Consider the following 17,954-nt stretch of genomic DNA (forward strand, 5'->3'; position numbering starts at 1 on the left):
ACGTGCCGGTGCTCACCTCCGACGACGTGCTCAACGGCACCCCGCCGTCCGGCTTCACCACCATGCAGCAGGGCCTGATCGCGATCCGCCCGGGTGACGTGGTGGCCTCCTACTCCAGCGTGCGGGTGATGGCCGACGGAGGCGCGATGCTCGGCCCTCACCTGACCCTCTACCGGGTGGACGCGCGCAGGCTGGACGCCGACTTTCTGGCCGGCTTCCTGCGGGCCGCGGGCGGCCGGGTGACCACCGGCTCCAGCAGGTTCGACGTGCGCCGCACCCGGCTGCCGCGCCTGTCGCTGAAGGAGCAGAAGGCGTACGGCGAGGCCTTCCGGCAGCTCGCCGTCCTGGAGGACGCCATCCGCGAGACCTCGACGCTGGGGCAGACGCTGATCAGGCTGGGCCTCGACGGGCTCGCCGACGGCCACCTGCACCCGCAGTCCTAACGGTGTAGTTTTTTCCCGAAGGCTGCTGGGAGGGGCGGAATGGTCATCGGCGACCGCTATGAGCTCGACGACCTCCCTCTCGGGCAAGGCGGCATGGGCGCCGTCTACGCGGGACATGACCGCCACCTCGACCGCCGGGTCGCGGTGAAGCTGCTCAGGCTGCCCAGCGGGCCGGATCACGAGCTGGAGCGCAGGTTCATCCGCGAGGCCCGCATCCTGGCCAGGCTGGAGCATCCGGGCGCCCCGGTCCTCTACGACTTCGGCACGCACGAGCAGCGGCTCTACCAGGTGATGCAGTTCATCGAAGGCGTCACGGTGGCCGACGTGGTCAGCGAGCACGGCCCGCTGCCCGTGTCGTGGGCCGCCGCGATCGCCGCCCAGGCGTGCGCCGTGCTGTCGGCGGCCCACGCGCTGGCGATCTGCCACCGCGACCTCAAGCCCACCAACCTCATGCTCTGCCCGGACGGCAGCGTGAAGGTGCTCGACTTCGGGCTGGCCATGCTCCGTGATGCGGACGTCACCACGTTCACGAGGATCGGGCAGATCCTGGGCACTCCGGCGTACATGGCTCCGGAGCAGATCCAGCACGGCGTCGCCGAGCCGCGCAGCGACCTGTACTCGCTGGGCTGCGTCCTGCACGAGATGTTGACCGGCCGCCAGCTCTTCACCGGCCCCACGGACTACGTGGTCTTCGAGCAGCAGGTCAAGGAGCGCCCGCCGGCCATCCCGGGGCTGCCGCGCGAGCTGGACACGCTGCTGTCGCAGTTGCTGGAGAAGCGGCCGGACGACCGGCCCGCCGACGCGAACGAGCTGTACGAACGGCTCGACCCGTTCGCGGTGGAGCTGCCCGTGCTGCCCGGCTTCCTCACGAAGGCCCCGAGCCCCGGCCGCATGTACGCCCGCATGGCGGGCCGCGCGCTCAACGCCTGAACGCGCTCTCTCGGGTCTCCGGATCGTTATTTAGCCACCGTTGACAGGCTGGCGTGATGGCCGCGACTCTCTGAGAGAGCGCTCTCTCAACCATCCCCCTAGCCCTGATCCAGGAGGGTTTGCGATGACCCCTCGCATCCGGCGGCTCGGCCTGCCCTTAATCACCGCGTCCGTGCTGGCCCTCGCCACGGCGTGCGGCGGTGGCGGCGGGAGCACCGCCACCGAGGCCGGCCCGAAGCCGGGAGAGAAGATCAAGCTCACCGTCGACCTCTTCGGCGACTTCGGCTTCAAGCCGCTCTACGAGGAGTACAAGAAGACCCACCCCCAAATCGAGGTCGTCGAGAACATCACGCAGTTCAACGACCACCACAGCAATCTGGTCAAGCGGCTGGCCACGAACGCCGGCGCGGGGGACATCGCCGCGGTCGAGGTCGGCTACATCAGCACGTTCACCGCGCAGCCCGGCAAGTTCGTGGACCTCAAGCAGTACGGGCTGGACAAGCGGCAGTCCGACTACCTCGACTGGAAGTGGCAGCAGGGCCTGAGCAAGGACGGCACGCAGCTGCTCGGGCTCGGCACCGACGTGGGCGGGCTGGCCATGTGCTACCGCAAGGACCTGTTCAAGAAGGCCGGGCTGCCAGCCGACAGAACCGAGGTGGCGGCCCTCTGGCCGACCTGGGAGCAGTACATCGCGACCGGCAAGAAGTTCGCCGCGGCGAACGTGGCGGGGGCCAAGTTCGTGGACTCCCCCGGTGAGATCTTCCGCGCCATGGTCAACCAGGCGCCCGTCGGCCTGTACGACGCCCAGGACAACATCATCGTGGACTCGAACCCGTCCGTGAAGCAGGCCTGGGACCTGTCCAACCAGCTCACGCAGGACGGCCTGACCGCCAAGCTGGCGGCCTTCTCGCCGCCGTGGAACACCGGCTTCGCCAAGGGCTCGTTCGCCACGATCATCTGCCCGGCCTGGATGACCGGCTTCATTCAGGAGCAGGCCAAGAACGCGGCCGGCAAGTGGGACATCGCGACCGTGCCCGGCGGCTCGGGCAACAGCGGCGGCTCACACCTGATGGTGCCCAAGCAGAGCAAGCACCCGAAGGAGGCGGCCGAGCTGATCGACTTCCTGACCTCGAAGGACAACCAGGCCAAGGTGTTCAAGGAGGAGGGAACGTTCCCGTCGATCCCGGCCCTGTACGACGACCCGTCGATCCAGAACTTCACCAAGCCGTTCTTCGGCGACGCCCCCATCGGCAAGATCTACTCCGACGCCGCCAAGGCGCTCAAGCCGCAGCACCTCGGCCCCAAGGAGGCCGACGTCCGGACCGCCGTCGGCAACGGGCTCGGCCGCGTCGAGCAGGGCAAGCAGACGCCTGACGAGGCGTGGGCCCAGGTGCTCGAGGACGTCAAGAAGATCAAATGAGCACCCTTCCCCTCGCGGTCTCGCGGCGGCGTAGGCGCGGCGTGCGGCACACCCTCGACGTGAGGGTGTCGCCGTACGCCTACGTGGCCCCGTTCTTCCTGCTCTTCTGCGCCTTCGGGCTGTTCCCGCTGATCTACACGGCCTGGGTGAGCCTGCACGAGTGGACGCTGCTGTCCGAGACCCAGACGTTCATCGGCCTGGACAACTACACGACGCTGCTCGGCGACGGGTACTTCTGGAACGCCACCTTCAACACCCTGTCCATCGGCGTGCTCTCCACCGTGCCGCAGCTCCTGCTGGCCATCTGGCTGGCGCACCTGCTCAACCGGCGGCTGCGCTTCCAGACGCTGTTCAGGATCGCGCTTCTGCTGCCGAACGTCACGAGCGTGGTGGCGGTCGTGGTCATCTTCAGCCAGCTCTTCGGCCGGGACTTCGGCCTGATCAACTGGGTTCTCTCGTGGTTCGGCGCAGGCAACATCGACTGGGCCGCGGGCACCGCGACCTCGCACATCGCCCTGTCCGTGATGATCATGTGGCGCTGGACCGGCTACAACGCGCTGATCTTCCTGGCCGCCATGCAGGCCGTGCCGCGCGAGCTGTACGAGGCCGCCACCATCGACGGCGCGAGCGGCTTCAGGCAGCTCCGCAAGATCACGATCCCGATGATCCGGCCCACGATCATCTTCGTGGTCATCGTCTCGACGATCGGCGCCATGCAGATCATCGCCGAGCCCCTGCTGTTCGGGCAGAGCAGCGGCGGCGGGGGCGGCATCGCCACCGGCGGGCCCGACCGGCAGTTCCAGACCCTGGCGCTGTTCGTCTACGAGCAGGGCTTCGCGAACTCGACGTTCGACTTCGGCTACGCCTCGGCGGCGTCCTGGCTGATGTTCCTGGCCGTGGTGATCGTCGCGGGGATCAACTTCCTGATCACCCGCAGGGTGAAGGGCGGGCTGGTATGAGGCTGCGTTACCTGACCCTGATCGCGGTGGCCTTCTTCTCGGCGTTCCCGCTCTACTACAGCGTCGTGGTGGCCTCCAGGCACAACTCGGCGCTGGCCGAGGTGCCGCCGCCGCTGATCCCCGGCGGGAACTTCTTCGCCAACGTCTCCCGGGTCTTCGACACCGTCCCCTTCGGGCTCGCGCTGGTCAACTCCGTCATCGTGGCCGGATCGATCTCCATCGCGGTGATGTTCTTCTCGACGCTGGCCGGGTTCGCCTTCGCCAAGCTGAAGTTCAGGGGCAGGAACATCATGCTCGTGATCACCGTGGCCACCATGATGGTCCCGGCGCAGCTCGGCATCATCCCGCTCTACATGCTCATGGTGAAGCTGGAGTGGACCGGCACCACCTACGCGCTGATCGTGCCCGCGCTGGTCAACGCGTTCGGCGTGTTCTTCATGACCCAGTACCTGACGCGCGCCCTGCCCACGGAGCTGCTGGAGGCGGGCCGGGTGGACGGGTGCTCGACGTGGGGGCTGTTCTGGCACGTCGTGCTGCCCGCCGCCCGCCCGGCGGCGGCGGTGCTCGGCATGCTGACGTTCATGTCGGCATGGAACGACTACTTCTGGCCGCTGGTCGTGCTGAACCCCGACAACCCGACGGTCCAGGTGGCCCTCTCGACGCTGGCCAGCGGGTACGTCAACGACTACGTGCTGGGGCTCGCGGGCACGGCGGTGGGCACCCTGCCGCTCGTGGCCGTCTTCGCACTGTTCGGCAGGCAGATCATCGGCGGAATCATGCAAGGAGCTGTTAAGGGATGATCTTTCCCGAGGACTTCGTCTGGGGCGCCGCGACGGCCTCCTATCAGATCGAGGGGGCGGTCAAGGAGGACGGGCGAGGCCAGTCGATCTGGGACACCTTCTCCCACACCCCCGGGAACGTGGCGAACGGCGACACCGGAGACGTGGCCTGCGACCACTACCACCGCTACCGCGCCGACGTCGGGCTGATGCGCGAGCTGCGGCTGGCGGCCTATCGCTTCTCGGTCGCGTGGCCACGCATCCAGCCGGACGGCGCGGGCTCGATCAACCCACGCGGGCTGGCGTTCTACGACAAGCTCGTCGATGAGCTGCTCACCGCCGAAATTTCGCCATTTATCACGCTCTATCACTGGGATCTCCCTCAAGCACTCGAAGACCGTGGTGGTTGGACAAATCGGGATACGGCCTACCGGTTCGCCGACTACGCCCAGGCCGTCCACGACAAGCTCGGGGACCGGGTGGGCGACTGGGCCACGTTGAACGAGCCGTGGGTGTCGGCCTTCCTCGGCTACGGCAACGGCGTGCACGCGCCGGGCCGCCGCGCCCCGGCCGATGCCCTGCGCTCGGCGCACCACCTGCTGCTCGGCCACGGGCTGGCCGCGCGCCGGCTGCGCTCGTCCGGCGCACGGAGCCTCATGCTGGTGGTCAACTCCTCTCCGGTGCTGACCCCCGCCCAGGTCAACGACCCCTCGGCGGTGCCCGGCGAGGGGGACGCGGCCGTCGCGGACCGCATCCACGCGCTGCTGACCAGGCAGTTCCTCGATCCGGCCGTGCTCGGGACGTACCCGGACGAGGTTCTCGAGGCGGCGGCGCGCAACGGCGGGACGGACCACATCCAGGACGGCGATCTCGCGCTGATCAACGCGCCGATCGACCTGGTGGGCGTGAACTACTACAACCCGTGCGTGGTCGAGGCGGGTCCCGGCCTGCCTGCCGACGCTGCGTGGCCAGGCTCGGAGGGCGTCAGGTTCGCCACGGCGGACGCGCCGACGACCGCGATGGGCTGGCCGATCGTGCCGGACGGCCTGTCCAGGCTGCTCGTACGGCTGTCGCGGGACTATCCGCAGGTCGGCCTCATGGTCACGGAGAACGGCGCGGCCTTCGAGGACGTCGTGGAGAACGGGCGCGTACACGATGCCGAGCGGGTCGCGTACCTCGACGGCCACCTGCGCGAGGTCCACCGGGCCATCGAGGCGGGCGCGGACCTGCGCGGATATCTGGTCTGGTCGCTGCTGGACAACTTCGAGTGGGCCGAGGGCTACCGGCGCCGGTTCGGCATCGTCCATGTCGACTACGCGACACAGACCAGGGTGCTCAAAGACAGTGCTCTCTGGTACAGAGACGTCATCGGCAGGAACGCCCTGTAGATTTTTTCCGTGCTCTCCCACTTGGTGTTGTCATGAGACGCCCGACCCTCGAGGCGGTCGCCGCCCGGGCGGGGGTCTCGCGCGCCACCGCATCCCGGGTCGTCAACGGCCAGACGACGGTGGCGCCTCACATCCGCGATGCCGTGCTGCGCGCGATCGACGAGCTGCGCTACGTGCCCAACCCGGCCGCGCGCAGCCTCGTCACCCAGCGCACCGACTCGATCGCCCTGGTCGTCAGCGAGCCGGGCACCCGGGTCTTCTCCGAGGACCCGATGTTCTCCACGGCGATCAGGTCGGCGTCGATGGAGCTCGAGGCGGTGAACAAACAGGTCGTGCTGCTGCTGGCCTCCTCCGCCAAGAGCCACGCCCGCGTGGAGCGTTACATCGCGGGCGGGCACGTCGACGGCGTCATGCTGATCTCCATGCACGGCGCCGACCCGCTGCCGTCCGCGCTCTCGCGCCTGCGCGTCCCCGTGGTCTCCTACGGGCGGCCCGCCGTCCCGGTGGAAATCCCGTACGTCGACAACGACAACGTGGGCGGGGCGGAGACCGGGGTCCGATACCTGGTGGAGTCGGGGCGTCGGAGGATCGCCACGATCGCGGGCCCGCAGGACATGATCGGCGGCCAGGACCGGCTGGCCGGCTACCGCAACGTGCTGCGCGACTCCGACCTCCGATCGATCGTCGCGATCGGCGACTTCACGCGGGAGTCGGGTGCGGTCGCGATGCGGCAGCTCCTGCGCGACGATCCCGACCTGGACGCCGTCTTCGTGGCCAACGACCTGATGGCGGTCGGGGCCCTGCAGTCGCTCCGTCAGTCCGGGCGCCGGGTGCCCGACGACGTGGCCGTGGTGGGCTTCGACGACATCGAGGCGGCGAAATACACCGAGCCGCCGCTGACGACGCTCAGGCACCCGGTGGCCGAGCAGGCGGCGGCCATGGTCGGGCTCCTGCTCAACCTGTTCGAGGGCGGACCGACGGATCCGGTGATCATGCCCACGGAGCTCGTGATCCGGGAGTCGGCCTAGATGGTCTCCAACAGCGCCGCCCTGGCCGTCGCCGTCTCGCTGGCCGAGGAGCACGGCGTCCAGGTGCGGGACCCGGTGATACTCAATGACTCGTTCAACCTCCGGATCCATCTGCGCCCGGCGCCGGTCGTCGCGCGTGTGCCGACCGTGACCGCGCTGGGGCGGGCGCGGCCCGCCGACGCGTTGAGGCGGGAGCTGGACGTCGTGTCCTACCTGCACGGGCAGGGCGTGCCGGTGGTGCCGCCGAGCGACCTGCTGCCCGCCGGGCCGCATCTGCGTGACGGGGTCGCGGTCTCCTTCTGGACGCACGTCGAGCACGATCCCGGCCATCAGATGAGCCCGGAGGTGGCCGGGCGGGCGCTCGCCGAGCTGCACGAGGCGCTCCGGGGTTTCCCCGGCGGGCTGCCCTATCTCGGGCCGGTGCTCGACGAGCCGCTGCGGCTGCTGGAACTGCTCGACGGGGAGGTCCCGCCCGACGTGCTGGCCCGGCTGCGGGACGCGCACGCGGCCCTGGCCGGGCGGCTGGCGGGCCGGTCGGCGCAAACCGTGCACGGGGACGCGCATCCCGGCAACCTCCTCGCCACCCCCGCCGGGCTGCTCTGGAACGACTTCGAAGAGAGCATGGCCGGGCCCGTCGAGTGGGATCTGGCCTGCCTGCTGCGTACGAGGCGGCTCGACGGGCGGGCGGCCGTACGCGCCTACGGGCATGATCCCGAGGACTCGGTCCTGCGGGACTTTTTGGCGGCGCGCGGGCTGCAGGGCACTCTGTGGATGCTCGTCGGGGGGCTGCGGCTGCCCTCTCTCGCCGCCGACGCCGACGCGGCGCTACAGGCGTGGCTCCGCGACCCCAGCGGCGCCACCCGTTAGACCGGGACCACGCCCCCGCGCGGGCCGAGGAAGTAGCCGCCGGTGACGTCCAGGACGTGACCGGTGAAGCGGCGCTGCTGCCTGAGGCCCGGCGGATCATCGAGCAGTGGGAGGGCGCGCAGCGGGCGGTGGCGGCGGCGCGCGAGGACCGGACGCTGGTCGTCGGGTTCCAGACGCGGATCGGGCGCGGGCTCGTTCCGTCCATCTCGTGTGCGCTGCCCGGCTGGGACCTGCGCTTCCGGCAGGTGGCGTGGGGCGATCCCACGGTCGGGCTGGGTGACGGGCAGGTGGATGTGGCCGTTGCGTGGCTGCCCATGCCCGGCCACGGCGAGTACGAGTGGACGGTGGTGAGCACGGAGGAGCGCTGGGTGGCGCTGCCCACGGTCCATCCGCTGGCCACACAGTCCGAGGTCACGCTCGCCGACCTGGCCGAGGAGCCGTTCGTGGCGCTACCGGTCTCGGCCGGGCCCATGCGGGACTTCTGGCTGGCCAACGACCAGCGCTCGAAGCCGGCGGTCGTGGGGGCAGAGGCGGAGACGGCCGAGGAGGCGTTCGAACTGGTCGCTTCCGGGCGGGCCGTGGTGCTGGTCTCGGCCGGGAACGCCGAGCTCTACCGGCGCGACGACGTGGTCAGCAGGCCCGTCGCGGGGTTGCCGCCGAGCAGGCTCGCCGTCGTCTGGCGGCGGAGCGACCGGCGGCAGGCCGTGCGGACGCTGGTGGAGGCGTTCGTCACGTGCCTGTGCGCCGCCTGAGCGGCCGACGTTGACACCGTATACCTCGCTGTTTACGGTGTATACATGGTGATCAAGCTGGGTGCGCTGGCTTTGTCGGCCGTGCTCCTCTATTTCGGTACGGGTTTCGCGCCGATTCCGGCGTTGACCTGGCTGGCTCCCTTACCGGTGCTGCTGCTGGCGCCGCGGGTGAGCGCCAAGGCGGCCTTCGCCCTCGCGTTCCTGGCCTACCTGCTGGGGCTGACGAACCAGCTGAACTTCTTCCTGCGCACCCCGTCGGTGCCGCTGCCCATCGGGATCGGCATCATCGTCGGCTCCTCGCTGCTGTTCGGGCTGGTGGTCTGGCTCTTCAGGGCGCTCGGCCGGCGCGGGCTGCTGCTGCTCGCCGCGTGCGCGCCGCCCGCCCTGTGGGTGGCGTTCATGTACCTGACCGTGCTGACCAACCCGACGGGCATCATCTGGCCGTTCGCCACCTCCGTGGCCGACGTGCCCGTCGTGACCCAGATCGCCTCGGTGACCGGCGCCTGGGGCGTGGAGTTCGCGGTGCTGCTGGCGCCGGCCGCCCTCGCGGCGGTGTTGTGGCCGGGGGCGGCCTCTGCGGCGCGGCTGCGTACCGGCTTGGTGGGGGCTGCCGTGTGCCTGCTCACGCTCGTCTTCGGGGCCGTGCGGCTGGCCGGCGCGGACTCGACCGCCTGGCGGGGAGTCGCGGTGATGTCGGCCAGCCGCTACCAGTGGGCACCCGACGCGGCGAGCCCGGACGCGCAGGCGCTGATCTGGGAGTACGTGAAGGAGATCGCCGGGCTGCCCGTGGGGATCGACACGGTGGTGCTGCCCGAGGGCACGCTGGGCACCGACGAGGCGAGCCTGGACCGGGCGCTCGCGCCGCTGCGCGAGATCGCCCGAGATCGGAACATCGATGTGGTGATCGGAGTCGTCCACACGACTCCGGAGATCAAGTACAACTACTCGGTGGACCTCCCGGCAGGCGGATCCGCGCCGATCTACTACACGAAGTGGCACTTCGCGCCCGGGGCGCCGTTCCGGCGCGGGGACAAGCTCGTCTTTGCGCGTGACCACGTCGGCCTGGCCAACTGCATGGACCTCAACTTCCCCGCGCCGATCCGCGACTACGCCCGAGCCGGGTCCCGCCTGATGGCCGTGCCGGCCGCCGACGAGTTCGGCAACGGCTGGCAGCACAGCCGGATGGGGCTGCTGCGCGGGGTGGAGACCGGGCTCTCGGTGGCCTGGGCGGCGCAGTGGGGCACGCCGATGATCTCGGACCCGTGGGGCCGAGTGCTGACCGAGCGGGACACCGAGAGCACGCGGCAGCCGTTCGTCGTGGCCTTCGCCGACGTGCCCTCGGGTCCCGGGCCCACCGTCTACGCCCGTTTCGGCGACTGGTTCGCGTGGTTGTGCCTCGCGCTGGCCGCCGCCGGGCTGGTCGCGCTGCGGTCAGTCCCGCGTGAGCCAGGCCGTGGTGTCGGTGGGCAGGATGCCTTCCTCCAGCGGGCCGCTGGCGAGGAGGAGCCGACCCGCGGGTAGCGGCACCGGATCAGGGCTCAGGTTGGTGACGCAGGTCAGGCCCGAGTCGCGGGTGAAGGCCAGGACCTCGTCGCCCAGCGGGAGCCAGGTCAGAGTGCCGTCCCCCAGCAGGTCTCGGCGCAGGCCCAGAGCGGTGCGGTAGAGGTTGAGCATCGAGCCCAGGTCCGTGCGCTGCGCCTCGGCCGTCAGCTTGCGCCAGCTCTCCGGCTGCGGCAGCCACGGCGTGCCGGCCCCGAAGCCGAACGGGGGCTCGTCGCCGGACCAGGGCAACGGGATGCGGCAGCCGTCCCTGCCCACGTTCGTCCCGCCCGACCGGACGTACATCGGGTCCTGGCGGAGCTCGTCCGGGAGGTCTTCCACCTCCGGGAGGCCCAGTTCCTCGCCCTGGTAGACGTACACCGAGCCGGGGAGCGCCATCGCGAGCAGGGCCGCGGCCCTCGCCCGGCGGTAGCCCAGCTCCAGGTCGGACGGGGTGCCGTGGAGGCGGCCTCCGTGTTCGAACGCGGTGTCCTCGCGGCCGTACCGGGTGACCGGGCGCGTCACGTCGTGGTTCGACAGGACCCACGTCGGCGGGGCGCCGATGGGCGTGTGGGTGGCGAGGGTCAGGTCGATGACCCTGCGCAGCTCCGCCGGGTCCCACGGGCAGGACAGGAAGTCGAAGTTGAAGGCCGTCTGGAGCTCGTCGGGGCGCAGGTAACGCGCGAAACGCTCCTGATCGGGGAGCCAGACCTCCCCGATCAGAATGCGCTCGCCGTACTCGTCGGCCACCTCGCGCCACCGACGGTAGACGTCGTGGACCTCGTCGAGGTCTTCGTAACTCGTGTCCGACTTGATCAGCAGGGCCGCGGAGTCGATGCGCACGCCGTCCACGCCCCGGTCGAACCAGAAGCGCAGCACGTCCTCGAACTCCTGGTGGACCTCCGGATTGCCCCAGTTGAAATCCGGTTGCTCCGGAGCGAACAGGTGCAGATACCACTGGCCGTCGGGGACCTGGGTCCAGGCCGAGCCGCCGAAGATCGACTGCCAGTCGTTGAGCGGCTCGTCGCTGAACCAGAAGCGGTCCCTGGCGGCGGGGTTCGCCAGCGCCTCCTTGAACCAGGCGCTCTCCGTGGAGCTGTGGTTCGGCACCACGTCGATGATGACCTTGATGCCGAGTTCGTGTGCCTCCTCGATGAACCGCTCCGCCTCGGACAGCGTGCCGAAGACCGGCTCGATGTCGCGGTAGTCGGCCACGTCGTAGCCGCCGTCGGCCATCGGCGACGGATACCACGGGTTCAGCCAGATGGCGTCGATCCCTAGATCCTTCAGATACGGCAGGCGGGAGCGCAGGCCGGCGAGGTCGCCCACCCCGTCACCGTTCCCGTCGGCGAAGCTACGCAGGTAGACCTGGTAGATCGCGGCCCCCCGCCACCACGTTTGCGACATGCGCTTATCCCTTGATGCTTCCGGCGGTGAGGCCCGCCATGATGTGCCGTTGGAAGATGAAGAAGACGATGATCATCGGGATGCCGGCGATGACCAGACCGCCCATGACCTGGTTCTGGGTCACCGCTCCCGCCGTCTGCGACAGGCCCACGCTGATCGTCATCTTGTCGCTGTCGGTCATGACCAGCAGCGGCAGGACGAAGTCCTTGAACGCGGTGACGATCGTGAAGATGGAGACCACGCCCAGGATCGGCCTGGAGACCGGCAGCACGACCGACCACAGCACCCTCAGCGGGCCCGCGCCGTCGATCTGCGCCGCCTCGATCAGCTCCCGTGGGATGGAGTCGAAGAACCGCTTGAGCAGGAAGATGTTGAAGCCGTTCGCCGCCGCGGGGAACCACAGGCCCCAGGCGTTGTTGAGCAGCCCCAGGTCCACGATGGTGACGTAGAGCGGGATGAGGATGACCATCGGCGGGATCATCAGCGTGGCCAGCATCGCGCCGAGGATCATGTTGCCGAACATCGGGCGCAGCTTCGACAGCGCGTACGCCGCCGTGACGTCCACCGCCATGGAGAACAGCCAGGCGCCCAGCGCGTAGTACGCGGTGTTCGCCAGCAGCGTGCCGATGTCGAACAGGTCCCACGCCTCGAAGAACGCGCCCAGCGACGGGTCGGCCGGGACGAGCGTCGGCGGCATCTCAGCGATCTCCTCCGGCGTCTTCATGGCGCCGGTGACCATCCAGTAGAGCGGGAAGACGAAGGCCAGCGTGAAGATCACGACGACGGCGACGAGCACGAGCCAGTAGATCCGCCTGCCCCACCTGCTGTTGAGCTGGTGCGGCGAGACGATCGTGCGGAACTGCACCTGGATCGGCTTCGGCGACCTCCGCCGGTTCCTCGGCCTCGCCCTCCGAGCCGGCTCGGACACCGGCGCCCGCTTGTGCTGAGTCGCTGTCATGCCTTGTCCTCACGGGTCGTCCTGAGCTGGAGGGCCGCGAAGAGGAGGAGCGCGAGCATGAGCATCATGCCGAGCGCGCCCGCCTGGCCGTAGTTCATCTGCGAGAAGGCGAACTGGTACATCAGGTACGCGACGGAGACCGTGGCGTTCTCCGGGCCGCCGCCGGTCAGCATGTACGGCTCGATGAACACCTGCATGGTCGCCACGATCTGCAGCATCAGCATGAGCAGCAGGATCAGCCGGGTCTGCGGGATCGTGACGTGCCTGATCCGCTTGAAGATCCCGGCCCCGTCGAGCTCGGCGGCCTCGTACAACTCGGGCGGGATGTTCTGCAGCGCCGCCAGGTAGATGAGCGTCGCGCTGCCCATGTTCATCCAGGTCGAGACGAGGACCAGGGAGATCAGGGCGGTCGACGACGAGTCCAGCCAGGCCAGCGGCGGCAGGTGGAGGAGGTCCAGGATCTGGTTGAACAGCCCGGGCCCCGGATCGTAGAACCACCTGAACAGCAGCACCGCGACGATCGGCGGCAGCATGACCGGCAGGTAGACCACGAACCGCAGGTAGGCCCGGGCGTGACGCAACTCGTTGAGCACGAGCGCGACGACGAACGGCACGGCATAGCCGCACAGCAGCGCGAGCAGCGTGAACTCCACGGTGTTCAGCCAGGCCTCGCCGAAGGCCGGGTCCTGAACGGCCGCCTTGAAGTTGTCCAGCCCCACCCAGGTGGGCGGGTTGATCAGGTCGGTCTTCTGGAAGCTCAGAATGAACTCCCTGACCATCGGATACCAGGCGAACACCGTGAAGCAGAACAGCGCCGCGCAGAGGAACCCGTAGGCCGTCAGATTGCGCCTCAAGATCCCCATAAGGTCAGCCCTTGGCCGCCAGCATGGAGTTGGCCTTGGTCTCGGCGTCCGCCAGAAGCTGGTCGATGTTGGCGTCCTTGCGGCTCAGCACACCCGACATGACCACGTCGAGGATGGCGTACAACTCCTGCGCGTGGACCGGCTCGGCCTTCGGCGGGATGGTCGCGGCGGCCTGGACGTACGGCTCGTAGTTCTGGACCGGCAACGAGGCGTTCGTCACGCGGTCGGCCTGGATGGCCTTGCCGGTGGCCGAGTCGCCGTAGACGTCGTTGTCGGGCACGCCGACCGGGTTGCCGTTGGCCTTGCCCCGGGCGAAGTCGAAGCGGCCCTTGCCGGCGGTGTTGAAGCGGAAGTCGACCCACTCCAGGCCCGCCTTGGCCTCCTCGGGGGTGGCCTTCGGGTTGACCATGAACGCTTCGCCGCCGCTCAGCGACGCCTTGGCCTCGGGGAATCCGGTGATGCCGTAGTCGGCGACGTTGCCCTTGAACTTGTTGACCACGTCGGTGACCACGTCGGGCGCGCCCAGCATCATGCCGACCTTGCCGCTGCCCATCGCCATCATCAGCGACTCCCAGCCGACCAGGAGCTTGTTGCCCATGCTGTTGTCGGTCCAGCGCATGTCGTGCAGGTTCTGCAGCACGGCCTTGCCCTCGGGCGAGTTGAACGCGGCCTTCTTGTTGTCGGGGGTCAGGATGCTGCCGCCGCGACCGTAGATGGCCTGGGTGAAGTGCCAGCCGCCGGTGTTGCCGCCGGAGTACTCGCCGTAGCCGACGTAGCCGGCGCCGAGCGCGGCGATCTTCTTGGCCGCGTCACGGACCTCGGCCCACGTCTTGGGCGGGTTGCTGGGGTCGAGCCCGGCCTTGGTGAACAGGGCGCGGTTGTAGACCAGGCCGACGCTGTAGTGGACGTTCGGCACCCCGTACACCTTGCCGTCCTTGGTGACCAGCTCGCGGACGTCGGAGCGCAGGTCGTTCCAGTTCTTGATGCTGCTGGTGTACTGCGAGATGTCGAGCGCCTGGCCCTGGCCGATGACGTCGTTGTAGTTGGTCACGGGCACCACGAAGACGGTCTCCATCTGGCCGCCGGCCAGCTTGGGGCCGAACGTCTTGGGGTCGAAGCACGGCTGCTGGTCCGTGCTCTTGACCGTCACGCCGGGGTGCGCCTTCATGAACGTGGCCACGTCGTCGTCCCAGGCCTGCCGCTCCTTCGGCGCGGACTTGGCGGGCTGGCACGCCACCGTGATCGTCACGGCCTTGGCACCGCCCGCGGACGGGGTGGCGGGCTCGCTGGAGCCACAGGCTGTGGCCGAGATGCCGAGCACGGATACGAGCAAGAGTCCGGTGGATCTCCGCATGATCTGACCCTTCTGATGCGAGGTGTCCACACCATAGGATCGCGGACCGAAGTGCGCAATATTTCAACTTCATATTGCAAGATAACGACTGCGTCACATTGACCTTCGTGACGGCCCCGCCCCTCCGCACGGGGCTGGTGTCCCTTCGGGAAGGGGACGTGGCCTGGAGGCCCTGACCCTGCGCACGGGGCGGGGTCCTGTCGCATGGGAGGGGCGCGGGGCCAGGGTCGATTGGGGCCGGGAACGGCCGGAGGGGGCGCGGGCCGGTGGCGTCAGGCGTGCGCGCGGGCGGCAGGAGGGGACGTGCCCGCGTCGAGTGCGCGCGGGCGATGAGACGGGCGTGGCTGCGGGATCAGGTGCGGGCTCGGGCCGTGGAGGCGCGGACGACCAGTTCGGGCTCGAAGAGGAGCTCGTCCGCCGGCACCACGGCCTTGTCGATCTGCGCGACCAGCAGGTCCACGGCGGCCCGACCCATGGCGTCGATGGGCTGGCGGACGGTGGTCAGCGGGGGGTCGGTGCAGTTCATCAGCGCGGAGTCGTCGAAGCCGATGACCGAGATGTCCCTGGGCACAGCGAGTCCCGCGCGGCGGGCCGCCCTGACGGTGCCGAGCGCGAGCAGGTCGCTGGCGCAGATCACTCCGGTCACGCCGCGCCTGACCAGCCGGGCGGCGGCCGCGTGCCCGCCCTCCAGCGAGAACATCGTGTGCTCGACCAGCTCGGGGTCACCACCCTCCGCCTGGAACGTCTCCAGCTTGCGCCGCGACGGCATGTGGTCCTTGGGCCCGAGCACCATGCCGACCCGCTCGTGGCCGAGCGCGCGCAGGTGGGCCAGGGCCATCTCGGCGGCCACCACGTCGTCACACGAGACCTGCGGGAAGTCGAGGTGCTGGACGGCCGCGTTCACCAGCACGGTGGGCAGCTTGCGCTCGTGCAGCAGCTCGTAGTGCCCGTGCGAGGCGTCGGCCTGGGCGTAGAAGCCGCCGGCGAAGACGACGCCGCTGACCTGCTGCTGGAGCAGCAGGTCCACGTAGTCGGCCTCGGAGACGCCGCCGACCGTGCGGGTGCACAGCACAGAGGTGAACCCCTGCTGGGCCAGCGCCCCGCCGACCACTTCCGCGAAGGCGGGGAAGATCGGGTTCTGCAGCTCAGGGAGCACGAGGCCGACCAGCCGGGCCCGATCGCCGCGCAGCTGGGTCGGTCGTTCGTAGCCGAGCACGTCGAGAGCGGTCAGCACGGCCTCGCGGGTCGCGTCGGACACCCCGGGCTTGCCGTTGAGCACACGGCTCACGGTCGCCTCGCTCACTCCGACCTTCTTGGCCACCTCTGCGAGTCGTCGCGTCATGCGCAAACTATACGGCCTTCGACGCAAGCGCTTGCAATGGCTTACGTGGATAAGACGTCGCGCCTTGCAGGGCGTCCACGGCGGACTTCCCACGTCCGGCCGCTTCCTGACCAGCCGGGAGTCGCTACTTCGCGCGACTCGTGTCAGTCAAATGCTTGCGAAATATCGTCGAAATATTGCGGCTATCTGCTCGACATCCTATGGTTCGGCCATCCGCCTTACTCGAAGGGCCACCCCCATGAGAGCACTGTTAGCCGCCCTTTCGTTAGTCATCGGACTCCTGGCCGCACCCGCGTACGCGGCGGCCGACACCAACCTCGCGGCCGGCAAGACCGCCACCGCCAGCAGCTTCACCGACGTCTACACCGCCGCCAACGTCACCGACGGCAACCAGGCCACCTACTGGGAATCGGCCAACAACGCCTTCCCGCAATGGGTCCAGGTCGATCTGGGCGTCAGCGCGAGCGTCAACAAGCTCGTGCTCAAGCTGCCCACCAGCTGGCCGAGCCGCACCCAGACGCTGACCGTCCAGGGCAGCACGAACGGCTCCGGCTTCAGCACGATCGTCGCCTCGGCGACGTACACGTTCAACCCGACCGCGACGATCACCTTCACGGCCACGACCGCCCGCTACGTCCGGCTGCAGATCACCGCGAACACCGGCTGGCCGGCGGGCCAGGTCTCCGAGCTCGAGGTGTGGGGCAGCGCGCCGGACAACCCGCCGCCGGGCGACGGCACCAACCTCGCCCTCGGCAAGCCGATCACCGAGTCCTCGCACACCCACACGTACGTGGCCGCCAACGCCAACGACAACAACCTCCAGACGTACTGGGAAGGCGCCACCTACCCCAACACCCTCACCGTGCAGCTCGGCGCCAACGCCGACCTGACCTCGATCACGCTCAAGCTCAACCCCGACCCCGCCTGGGCCAGGCGCGCCCAGACCATCCAGGTCCTCGGCCGTGAGCAGAGCGCCACCGGCTTCACCAACCTCGTCTCCTCCGCCACGTACACCTTCGACCCGGCCACGGGGAACTCGGTGACCATCCCGGTGACCGCCAAGGTCGCCGAAGTCCGGCTGCAGATCACCGCCAACTCCGGCGCGCCGGGCGGGCAGGTGGCCGAGTTCCAGATCTTCGGCACCGCGTCGGCCAACCCCGACCTGACCGCGAGCAATCTCACGTCGAGCCCGGCAGCGCCGGTCGAGACCGACGCGGTCACGCTGTCCGCCACGGTCAAGAACGCGGGCACCGCGGGCTCCGCCGCCACCTCCGTGAACTTCTACGCGGGCAGCACCAAGGTCGGCAGCGCCGGCGTGGGCGCGCTGGCCGCAGGGGCGTCGACCACCGTGTCCGCGAATATCGGGACCAGGGACGCGGGGACCTACCAGCTCTCCGCCAAGGTGGACGAGGACGACAAGGTCATCGAGCTGAACGAGGCCAACAACACCGCCACCGGCACGCTGACCGTGAAGCCGGTCGACACGGCCGACCTGATCGCCTCCCCTGTCGCCTGGACGCCCGGCAACCCCGCCGCGGGCAACACGGTGACGTTCTCGGTGGCGATCAAGAACCAGGGCACGGTCGCCTCCAGCGGCGGCTCCCACGGCGTCACGCTCACCGTCACGAACGACTCGGGCACGGTCGTCAAGACCCTGACCGGCTCGGCCGGCGGAGCCATCGCCCCGGGCGCCACCACGAGCCCGGTGAACCTGGGGACGTGGACCGCGGCCAACGGCAAGTACACGATCAAGACCGTGCTCGCCGACGACCCCAACGAGCTTCCGGTCAAGCGCGCCAACAACACCAGCGAGTTGCCGCTCTTCGTCGGCCGCGGCGCGAACATGCCGTACGACACGTACGAGGCCGAGGACGCCGTGATCGGCGGCGGCGCGGCCCGCGTCGGCCCGAGCAGGGACATCGGCA

Annotated in this window: 15 protein-coding genes and 1 pseudogene; 11 read left to right on the forward strand and 5 right to left on the reverse strand. The window is 69.3% G+C overall.

Features of this window, described 5'->3' with window-relative positions:
• The 10 genes and pseudogenes from AB0J09_RS30740 to AB0J09_RS30785 all read left to right on the forward strand — a co-directional run.
• Positions 1-443: pseudogene (locus AB0J09_RS30740) on the forward strand (SAM-dependent methyltransferase); the annotation flags it as partial.
• A gap of 39 nt (positions 444-482) precedes the next feature.
• Positions 483-1,373 carry a serine/threonine-protein kinase gene (locus tag AB0J09_RS30745; RefSeq protein ID WP_360698584.1) on the forward strand — a complete coding sequence of 297 codons (891 nt, stop codon included), beginning with the start codon at positions 483-485 and terminating at the stop codon, positions 1,371-1,373.
• Between the two features lie 124 nt (positions 1,374-1,497).
• On the forward strand, positions 1,498-2,793 hold the full coding sequence (locus AB0J09_RS30750; protein ID WP_360698586.1) for an ABC transporter substrate-binding protein: 1,296 nt from the start codon (positions 1,498-1,500) through the stop codon (positions 2,791-2,793).
• A complete protein-coding gene (locus AB0J09_RS30755; protein WP_360698588.1) occupies positions 2,790-3,752 on the forward strand; it encodes a sugar ABC transporter permease in 963 nt (320 codons plus the stop codon). The genes AB0J09_RS30750 and AB0J09_RS30755 overlap by 4 nt, the downstream gene beginning before the upstream one ends.
• A complete protein-coding gene (locus AB0J09_RS30760; protein ID WP_360698590.1) occupies positions 3,749-4,552 on the forward strand; it encodes a carbohydrate ABC transporter permease in 804 nt (267 codons plus the stop codon). The genes AB0J09_RS30755 and AB0J09_RS30760 overlap by 4 nt, the downstream gene beginning before the upstream one ends.
• Positions 4,549-5,919, forward strand: a complete 1,371-nt coding sequence (locus AB0J09_RS30765; protein ID WP_360698592.1) for a GH1 family beta-glucosidase — start codon at positions 4,549-4,551, stop codon at positions 5,917-5,919. Before AB0J09_RS30760 ends, AB0J09_RS30765 begins: the two co-directional genes overlap by 4 nt.
• Positions 5,920-5,951: 32 nt before the next feature.
• Positions 5,952-6,947: a LacI family DNA-binding transcriptional regulator gene (locus tag AB0J09_RS30770; protein ID WP_360698594.1), complete on the forward strand. Its 996-nt coding sequence runs from the start codon at positions 5,952-5,954 to the stop codon at positions 6,945-6,947.
• Positions 6,948-7,814: an aminoglycoside phosphotransferase family protein gene (locus AB0J09_RS30775; protein ID WP_360698595.1), complete on the forward strand. Its 867-nt coding sequence runs from the start codon at positions 6,948-6,950 to the stop codon at positions 7,812-7,814.
• 56 nt (positions 7,815-7,870) lie between these two features.
• Complete coding sequence (locus AB0J09_RS30780; protein ID WP_360698597.1) at positions 7,871-8,566, forward strand: LysR family substrate-binding domain-containing protein; 696 nt, start codon at positions 7,871-7,873, stop codon at positions 8,564-8,566.
• Positions 8,567-8,611: 45 nt separating this feature from the next.
• Positions 8,612-10,087: a nitrilase-related carbon-nitrogen hydrolase gene (locus tag AB0J09_RS30785; protein ID WP_360698599.1), complete on the forward strand. Its 1,476-nt coding sequence runs from the start codon at positions 8,612-8,614 to the stop codon at positions 10,085-10,087.
• Here the strand turns inward: AB0J09_RS30785 and AB0J09_RS30790 are convergent.
• The 5 genes from AB0J09_RS30790 to AB0J09_RS30810 all read right to left on the reverse strand — a co-directional run bounded on the left by AB0J09_RS30790 (position 9,998) and on the right by AB0J09_RS30810 (position 16,029).
• The gene (locus AB0J09_RS30790; protein WP_360698601.1) at positions 9,998-11,512 is read right to left on the reverse strand and encodes a glycoside hydrolase family 13 protein; all 1,515 of its coding nucleotides are present in this window, start codon (positions 11,510-11,512) and stop codon (positions 9,998-10,000) included. The genes AB0J09_RS30785 and AB0J09_RS30790 overlap by 90 nt on opposite strands.
• A gap of 4 nt (positions 11,513-11,516) precedes the next feature.
• A complete protein-coding gene (locus AB0J09_RS30795) occupies positions 11,517-12,470 on the reverse strand; it encodes a carbohydrate ABC transporter permease (RefSeq protein WP_360698603.1) in 954 nt (317 codons plus the stop codon).
• Positions 12,467-13,333 (reverse strand): sugar ABC transporter permease, encoded by an 867-nt coding sequence (locus tag AB0J09_RS30800; protein ID WP_360698605.1) that lies wholly within the window; start codon positions 13,331-13,333, stop codon positions 12,467-12,469. The genes AB0J09_RS30795 and AB0J09_RS30800 overlap by 4 nt, the downstream gene beginning before the upstream one ends.
• A gap of 4 nt (positions 13,334-13,337) precedes the next feature.
• Complete coding sequence (locus AB0J09_RS30805) at positions 13,338-14,687, reverse strand: extracellular solute-binding protein (RefSeq protein WP_360698607.1); 1,350 nt, start codon at positions 14,685-14,687, stop codon at positions 13,338-13,340.
• Positions 14,688-15,039: 352 nt separating this feature from the next.
• The gene (locus tag AB0J09_RS30810; protein ID WP_360698609.1) at positions 15,040-16,029 is read right to left on the reverse strand and encodes a LacI family DNA-binding transcriptional regulator; all 990 of its coding nucleotides are present in this window, start codon (positions 16,027-16,029) and stop codon (positions 15,040-15,042) included.
• A gap of 238 nt (positions 16,030-16,267) precedes the next feature.
• Here AB0J09_RS30810 and AB0J09_RS30815 point away from each other — a divergent pair.
• Positions 16,268-17,954: discoidin domain-containing protein (locus AB0J09_RS30815; protein WP_360698611.1), on the forward strand; the 1,687-nt coding region annotated here is incomplete at its 3' end.

It is taken from the genome of Nonomuraea sp. NPDC049784 (assembly GCF_040659615.1).
Taxonomy (GTDB): Bacteria; Actinomycetota; Actinomycetes; order Streptosporangiales; family Streptosporangiaceae; genus Nonomuraea.

What these genes read in the sequence shown, in the direction of transcription:
- AB0J09_RS30790 (WP_360698601.1), bottom strand. Translation starts at nt 11,512, where the DNA reads ATGTCGCAAACGTGGTGGCGGGGGGCCGCGATCTACCAGGTCTACCTG.
- AB0J09_RS30770 (WP_360698594.1), top strand. Translation starts at nt 5,952, where the DNA reads ATGAGACGCCCGACCCTCGAGGCGGTCGCCGCCCGGGCGGGGGTCTCG.
- AB0J09_RS30805 (WP_360698607.1), bottom strand. Translation starts at nt 14,687, where the DNA reads ATGCGGAGATCCACCGGACTCTTGCTCGTATCCGTGCTCGGCATCTCG.
- AB0J09_RS30760 (WP_360698590.1), top strand. Translation starts at nt 3,749, where the DNA reads ATGAGGCTGCGTTACCTGACCCTGATCGCGGTGGCCTTCTTCTCGGCG.
- AB0J09_RS30765 (WP_360698592.1), top strand. Translation starts at nt 4,549, where the DNA reads ATGATCTTTCCCGAGGACTTCGTCTGGGGCGCCGCGACGGCCTCCTAT.
- AB0J09_RS30795 (WP_360698603.1), bottom strand. Translation starts at nt 12,470, where the DNA reads ATGACAGCGACTCAGCACAAGCGGGCGCCGGTGTCCGAGCCGGCTCGG.
- AB0J09_RS30750 (WP_360698586.1), top strand. Translation starts at nt 1,498, where the DNA reads ATGACCCCTCGCATCCGGCGGCTCGGCCTGCCCTTAATCACCGCGTCC.
- AB0J09_RS30810 (WP_360698609.1), bottom strand. Translation starts at nt 16,029, where the DNA reads ATGACGCGACGACTCGCAGAGGTGGCCAAGAAGGTCGGAGTGAGCGAG.
- AB0J09_RS30785 (WP_360698599.1), top strand. Translation starts at nt 8,612, where the DNA reads ATGGTGATCAAGCTGGGTGCGCTGGCTTTGTCGGCCGTGCTCCTCTAT.
- AB0J09_RS30755 (WP_360698588.1), top strand. Translation starts at nt 2,790, where the DNA reads ATGAGCACCCTTCCCCTCGCGGTCTCGCGGCGGCGTAGGCGCGGCGTG.
- AB0J09_RS30775 (WP_360698595.1), top strand. Translation starts at nt 6,948, where the DNA reads ATGGTCTCCAACAGCGCCGCCCTGGCCGTCGCCGTCTCGCTGGCCGAG.
- AB0J09_RS30745 (WP_360698584.1), top strand. Translation starts at nt 483, where the DNA reads ATGGTCATCGGCGACCGCTATGAGCTCGACGACCTCCCTCTCGGGCAA.
- AB0J09_RS30800 (WP_360698605.1), bottom strand. Translation starts at nt 13,333, where the DNA reads ATGGGGATCTTGAGGCGCAATCTGACGGCCTACGGGTTCCTCTGCGCG.